This window comes from Kitasatospora sp. MY 5-36 (assembly GCF_001182915.1).
In the GTDB taxonomy this organism is placed as follows: domain Bacteria; phylum Actinomycetota; class Actinomycetes; order Streptomycetales; family Streptomycetaceae; genus Kitasatospora.
In genome coordinates, this window is the sequence record NZ_LFVW01000149.1 from 1 (window position 1) to 6,917 (window position 6,917).

The following is a 6,917-nucleotide window of genomic DNA, read 5'->3' on the forward strand; positions in this document are numbered from 1 at the left end:
TCCGCTCGGCGGCCGACGCGATCCGGCTCTCCCGCCGCACCCTGGCCACCATCAAGGGCAACCTGTTCTGGGCCTTCGGCTACAACGTGGCGGCGATCCCGCTGGCCGCCGCCGGCCTGCTCACCCCGATGGTCGCGGGGGCCGCGATGGCCTTCTCCTCGGTCTTCGTGGTCACCAACAGCCTGCGGCTGCGCCGCTTCCGGCCCGCCTGAGCCGGCCGACGCGAAGGCCCCGGACCGGTGTCGGTCCGGGGCCTCGACGCGTACGGGGTGCCCCGGGGCGTTCGGGGCCGGGGCTCAACGCCCCAGCAGCTCGCCGCCGTTGCAGTGCAGGATCTCGCCGGTGATGAACCCGGCCTCGGGCGAGGCCAGGAAGTACACCGCCGCCGCCACCTCGCCGGTCTCGCCGATCCGCCCGAGCAGGGTGCGGGCGGCCCGGCGGGCGACCTCGGCCTCGTCCAGCCGCGGCCCGAAGAACTCGGTGCCCGCGACGGTGCCCGGCGCGACGATGTTGGCGGTGATGCCCGAGGTGCCCAACTGGGCGGCCAGGAAGTGGTTCCAGGCGTGCAGCGAGGCCTTCGCCGCGCCGAACGAGCCGGCCCCGCGCAGGGCGGCGATGGAGCTGATGGTGACCACCCGGCCGGAGCCCGGGGTGAGCCGGTCGCGGACCGACTCGGTGAGCAGCACCACGGTCAGCACGTTGCGCTCGAAGTCGCCGCGCCAGCGCGCCAGCAGGGCGTGCGGCCCGCCGCCGACCACGGTCTCGCGGCTGCCGGCGTTGTTGACCAGGACGTCGATCCGCTCGGGCAGGTCGGCGAGCGCGGCCTCGACGGCGTCCGGGTCGGCGAGGTCGCACACCAGCGGGGTGACGTTCGGCCCGAGTCCGGCCGCGGCCTTCTCCAGGACCTCCCGGCGGCGGCCCACGATCACCACGTGGTCGCCGGCCTCGACGAACCGCCGCGCGACCTCGTACCCGATTCCCGTGCCACCGCCGGTGACGACGACGTTCCTGGCCATCTGCGCACTCCCTCCCCAGTTCCGCCGTCGCGCGGCGAATGTGCGCGACGGTCCGTACCGGAATGCCACGATTCCTATCACGCTCGGTTGCCGTGACTGCGGGGAGGGTGACGTCCGGCGCGAGCGAAGGTGTGATATGAGCGTGGTACGACGCGCACACGGAGCGTGGCGAGAGGCAGCTCACACCCCCCGGGCGTAACTTCTCGCACCCTGATACGTCTTAGGTTGGTAGTGCGGCAGTTTTTCCGGTGGGCGGGGACACGCTGAACGGCAACGTGTCCCCGCGCTTCCAGCGGGCTGTCGCCGACGGGGCTCCGGCGGGCCCCGGGACGGTCGTCGACCCTGACGGCCTTCGCGCACGACGCCGGGGTTCTGGCGGGCCTGGGACGCTTTGAGCGGCCGTCCCCGGCTGCGGCCGACCCCGGAGTCGTGCGCCGTACGGTTCCGTCCCCGCGCGGGCCCTCGGGCGCGCCACCGGGACGCGAAGGGGCCCGGCCGCTCTCGCGGTCGGGCCCCTCTCAGCTTCCGTGCGGGCCGGTGGTCGGCGCCGCTGCGGTCAGCGGGCGTCCAGCGGGACGTAGTCGCGGATCGCGGTGCCGGTGTAGATCTGGCGCGGACGGCCGATCCGGCTGGTCGGGTCGTTGATCATCTCGTGCCAGTGGGCGATCCAGCCCGGCAGCCGGCCGAGGGCGAACAGCACGGTGAACATGCTGGTCGGGAAGCCCATGGCGCGGTAGATCAGGCCGGTGTAGAAGTCCACGTTCGGGTACAGCTTGCGCGAGATGAAGAAGTCGTCCTTGAGGGCGTGCTCCTCCAGCTTGAGCGCGATGTCCAGCAGCTCGTCGCTCTTGCCGAGCTGGCCGAGGACCTCGTGCGCGAGCAGCTTGACCTGGGCGGCACGCGGGTCGAACGCCTTGTAGACCCGGTGGCCGAAGCCCATCAGCTTGACGCCGGCTTCCTTGTTCTTCACCTTCGTGATGAAGGCGTCGACGTCGCCGCCGTCCTTCTGGATGCTCTCCAGCATCTCCAGCACGGCCTGGTTGGCGCCGCCGTGCAGCGGGCCCCACAGGGCCGAGATGCCGGCCGAGATCGAGGCGAACAGGTTGGCGTGGCTGGAGCCGACCAGGCGCACGGTGGAGGTCGAGCAGTTCTGCTCGTGGTCCGCGTGCAGGATGAGCAGCTTGTCCAGCGCGTTGACGACGACCGGGTTGAGCTCGTAGTCCTCGGCGGGGACGGCGAAGGTCATCCGCAGGAAGTTCTCGACGTAGCTCAGGTCGTTGCGCGGGTAGACGAAGGGCTGGCCCATCGCCTTCTTGTACGCGTACGCGGCGATCGTCGGCAGCTTGGCGAGCAGGCGGACCGTCGACAGGTGGCGCTGGGCCGCGTCGAACGGGTTGTGGCTCTCCGGGTAGAACGTGGACAGCGCGCCGACGACCGAGGACAGCATGGCCATCGGGTGGGCGTCCCGCGGGAAGCCCTGGAAGAAGCGCTTGACGTCCTCGTGCAGCAGGGTGTGCTGGGTGATCTCGCGGTTGAACTCGGCCAGCTGGTCCGCGTTGGGCAGCTCGCCGTTGATCAGGAGGTACGCGGTCTCGATGAACCCGCCATCGGAGGCGAGCTGCTCGATCGGGTAGCCGCGGTACCGCAGGATGCCGTTGTCGCCGTCCACGAAGGTGATCGCGGACTTGTACGCGGCGGTGTTACCGAAGCCGTTGTCCAGGGTGACCAGGCCGGTCTGCGGGAGCAGCTTCGAGATGTCGAAGCCGGCGTTGCCCGCAGTGCTCTCGACGACGGGGTACTCGTACTCGCCGTCCTGGTACCGCAGTACTACCGAGTTGTCGCTCACGTCTTCCTCACCGACGAAATGAATCCTCTTCCAAGGTGCCCTGACTGTCTCTACCATCCCCCATCCGGAGGACAGTCGCGCACCCGGGGTGGCCCGAAAGGGCCCGCCCCTACAAAACCTGCTGCCGCAGCCGGTACGAACCGGACAAGATCGGCACCACCCTAGGCTCTGCCGTAAATCTCTTCACGTCAAGAGAACATTAGAGGCAACCATCCCGTTGGATAATCATCCAGCTGCGAGCCGATGGTCGAGTCCGGTATGCCTCCGACCTGCACTGACGGCCCGGACGGCCTGTCCGATCGCCTTGCGTGACCCCACCAGCACCACGAGTTTCCGTGCCCTGGTCACAGCGGTGTAGAGCAGGTTCCGCTGGAGCATCGTCCAAGCGGACATGGTGACCGGAATCACCACGACCGGGTACTCGCTCCCCTGCGAGCGGTGGATCGTCACCGCGTACGCGTGGGCCAGCTCGTCCAGTTCGTCGAAGTCGTACGCCACCTCCTCGTCCTCGTCGGTGAGCACCGTCAGCCGCTGGTCGTCCACGCTCAGCGCGGTCACCACTCCCACTGTGCCGTTGAAGACGCCGTTCCGCCCCTTGTCGTAGTTGTTGCGGATCTGGGTGACCTTGTCCCCCACCCGGAACGTCCGGCCGCCGAACCGGCGTTCGGCCAGCCCCTCCCGGGCCGGCGTCACCGCCGCCTGGAGCAGGGTGTTCAGGTTCCCCGCGCCGGCCGGGCCGCGGTGCATCGGCGCCAGCACCTGCACGTCCCGGCGCGGGTCGAAGCCGAACTTCTGCGGGATCCGGCGCGCCACCACGTCCACCGTGAGCCCGGCCGCCCGCTCCGCGTCGTCCTCGGCGAACAGGAAGAAGTCCGCCAGCCCGTCCGTCAGCGGCGGCCTGCCCTCGTTGATCCGGTGCGCGTTGGTCACCACGCCGGACTGCTGCGCCTGCCGGAAGATCCTGGTCAGCCGCACCGACGGGATCGGCCCGCCCTCCGCCAGCAGGTCCCGCAGCACCTCCCCGGCACCCACCGAGGGCAGCTGGTCCACGTCCCCCACGAACAGCAGGTGAGCGCCCGGCGGCACCGCCTTGACCAGCTTGTTCGCCAGGATCAGGTCCAGCATCGAGGCCTCGTCGACCACCACCAGGTCCGCGTCCAGCGGCCGGTCCCGGTCGTACGCGGCGTCCCCGCCCGGCTTCAGCTCCAGCAGCCGGTGCACCGTCGAGGCCTCCACCCCGGTCAGCTCCGCCAGCCGCTTCGCCGCCCGGCCGGTCGGCGCCGCCAGCACCACCTTGGCCCGCTTCGCCAGCGCCAGCGTCACGATCGACTTCACCGTGAACGACTTGCCGCAGCCCGGACCGCCCGTCAGCACCGCGACCTTCTCGGTCAGCGCCAGCCGGACCGACTCCTCCTGCTCCGGCGCCAGTTCGGCCCCGGTCCGCTTCGCCAGCCAGTCCAGGGCCACCGGCCAGTCCACGTTCCCGAACCACGGCATCCGGTCCGCGTCCGAACGCAGCAGCCGCACCAGCTGGTTGGCCAGCGAGATCTCCGCCCGGTGGAACGGCACCAGGTACACCGCGGTGACCGGCTCGCCGCCCTCCCCCGGGACCGCCTCGCGCACCACGCCCTCGGCCGCCACCAGCTCCGCCAGGCAGTCGATCACCAGCCCGACGTCCACCTGCAACAGCTTCACGCCGTCCGCGATCAGCCGCTCCTCCGGCAGGAAGCAGTGCCCCTGGTCGGTGCTCTGCGACAGCGCGTACTGCAGGCCGGCCTTCACCCGCTCCGGGCTGTCGTGCGGGATCCCCACCGCCTGGGCGATCCGGTCCGCCGTCAGGAAGCCGATGCCCCACACGTCCGAGGCCAGCCGGTACGGCTCGTTCCGCACCACCCCGATCGAACCGTCGCCGTACTGCTTGTAGATTCGCACAGCCAACGAGGTGGACACCCCGACCCCCTGCAGGAAGACCATCACCTCCTTGATGGCCTTCTGCTCCTCCCAGGCCGCGGCGATCTTCTTGGTCCGCTTGGGCCCCAGCCCCGGCACCTCGATCAGCCGGCCCGGCTCGTTCTCGATCACCTCCAGGGTGTCCGCCCCGAAGCGCTCCACGATCCGCTCGGCGAACCGCGGCCCGATCCCCTTGATCAGCCCCGAGCCCAGGTACCGCTGGATCCCCTGGATCGTGGCGGGCAGCACCGTGGTGTAGTTCTCCACCGTGAACTGCCGCCCGTACTGCGGGTGCGAGCCCCACCGCCCGTGCAGCCGCAGCGACTCGCCGACCTGCGCCCCCAGCAGCGCGCCCACCACCGTCAGCAGGTCGTTCGCGCCCCGGCCGGTGTCCACCCGGGCCACCGTGTAGCCGGTCTCCTCGTTGGCGTAGGTGATCCGCTCCAGCACGCCCTCGACCTGCGCGAGCTGGCGCGGCACCTGCTGCCCGGACTGCGCCGCCTGCTTGCTCACCGGACCCCCTTCGACCGGTACGGGTGGACGATTCCGCTACGCACCGTACCGCCCCGCCCCGACACCCCGCCCCCGCCGGTGCGGCGGCGGCTGCCGTGCACCGCCCCGGCCGAGGTGCCAGGCTGGGAGGGACCGAGGGGGACCGCCGTCGACCGCGCCCGCCCGGGCCCCGTCCGAGGAGCAGTGCCGCCATGCTCAACACCGACTTCCGCCCCGGTTCCCCGGACTGGCTCGACCTGAGCAGCCCCGACACCCGCGCGTCCGTCGACTTCTACACCGCGCTGTTCGGCTGGACCTTCGACTCGGCCGGCCCCGAGGCCGGCGGCTACGGCTTCTTCCAGCTCGACGGCCGGACCGTCGCCGCCCTGGGCCCGCTCGCCGAGGAGGGCACCCCGCCCGGCTGGACGCTCTACTTCGCCACCGAGGACGCCGACCGCACCACCGCGCTGGTCGAACAGGCCGGCGGCCGCGTCCGGTTCGCCCCCTTCGACGTCTTCACCGCGGGCCGGATGGCCGCCTACACCGACCCGACCGGCGCCGACTTCGCCGTCTGGCAGCCGCACGGCACCCGCGGCCTGGACGTCGTCACCGAGGAGGGCAGCCTCTGCTGGGCCGAGTGCTACAGCGTCGACGCCGAACTCGACAAGTCCTTCTACCGCTCCGTCTTCGACTGGCAGGAGCAGGACGTCCCGCTCGGCGAGGTGATGTACACCGTCCTCACCCCGGCCGGCGGCGGCAGCGACGACGCCCACGGCGGCATCATGCAGCTCGGCCCCGAACACACCGCGCGCGGCACCACTTCGCACTGGCTCCCCTACTTCGAGGTCCCCAACGCCGACGCCAGCCTCGCCATCGCCGACACCCTCGGCGCGACCGTACGGATCCCGGCCATGGACGTGCACGGCGTCGGCCGCCTGGCCCAGCTGGTCGACCCGCACGGCGCCGTCTTCGCCGTCATCACCAGTGCCAAGCCCGGGGACTGACGCCGAGAGGGTCCCACGGCCCTTCAGAAGGCCCGGGAAGGGGTGCTACGGGCGTAGACAAGGCGCGGTGCGCCAGACAGGGGCCTCTAGTCTCTGATCATGACTGAAACGGCTGTTCTGACGATCCGGCGGGCCACCGCCGACGACCTGCCGGCGATCGTGGCCATGCTCGCCGACGACCCGCTGGGCGCCACCCGCGAGAGCCCCGACGACCTCACCCCCTATCGCACCGCCTTCACCAGCATCGACGGCGACCCGCACCAGCACCTGATCGTCGCCGACCGGGCCGGCCGCACCGTCGGCACCCTCCAACTCACCGTCGTCCCCGGCCTCTCCCGGGCCGGCGCCACCCGCACGATCATCGAGGGCGTCCGCATCCACGCCGACGAACGCGGCAGCGGCCTGGGCACCGAACTGATCCGGTGGGCCGTCGACCGCTCCCGCGAACTCGGCGCCGACCTCGTCCAGCTGACCTCCGACGCGACGCGCACGGACGCACACCGCTTCTACGAGCGGCTGGGATTCGTGGCCTCGCACGTCGGGTTCAAGCTCAAGCTCTGAGAACGCGCTCAAAAGCCCGGAAATGCGAAGAACCCCCATCCGGGACCC

Annotated in this window: 5 protein-coding genes and 1 pseudogene; 3 read left to right on the plus strand and 3 right to left on the minus strand. The window is 71.1% G+C overall.

The features are described from left to right. Positions 1–212 (plus strand): annotated as a pseudogene (locus tag AE652_RS11305) (haloacid dehalogenase); the annotation flags it as partial. Between the two features lie 84 nt (positions 213–296). On the opposite strand, the gene AE652_RS11310 reads toward AE652_RS11305, so the two are convergent. From AE652_RS11310 to AE652_RS11320, 3 genes are all read right to left on the minus strand, one after another. Then, on the minus strand, positions 297–1,016 hold the full coding sequence (locus tag AE652_RS11310) for an SDR family NAD(P)-dependent oxidoreductase (RefSeq protein WP_049651142.1): 720 nt from the start codon (positions 1,014–1,016) through the stop codon (positions 297–299). 556 nt (positions 1,017–1,572) lie between these two features. Continuing rightward, positions 1,573–2,862, minus strand: a complete 1,290-nt coding sequence (locus AE652_RS11315) for a citrate synthase (RefSeq protein ID WP_049651143.1) — start codon at positions 2,860–2,862, stop codon at positions 1,573–1,575. 225 nt (positions 2,863–3,087) lie between these two features. Further along, positions 3,088–5,325 carry an ATP-dependent RecD-like DNA helicase gene (locus AE652_RS11320; protein ID WP_049651144.1) on the minus strand — a complete coding sequence of 746 codons (2,238 nt, stop codon included), beginning with the start codon at positions 5,323–5,325 and terminating at the stop codon, positions 3,088–3,090. 191 nt (positions 5,326–5,516) lie between these two features. Here AE652_RS11320 and AE652_RS11325 point away from each other — a divergent pair, with 191 nt between their 5' ends. Together AE652_RS11325 and AE652_RS11330 are read left to right on the plus strand one after the other, a co-directional pair. Further along, entirely contained in the window at positions 5,517–6,308 is a 792-nt protein-coding gene (locus AE652_RS11325; protein ID WP_049651145.1) for a VOC family protein, read from the plus strand. 99 nt (positions 6,309–6,407) lie between these two features. Further along, complete coding sequence (locus tag AE652_RS11330; RefSeq protein WP_049651146.1) at positions 6,408–6,869, plus strand: GNAT family N-acetyltransferase; 462 nt, start codon at positions 6,408–6,410, stop codon at positions 6,867–6,869. The last annotated feature ends 48 nt before the right edge of the window (positions 6,870–6,917 follow it).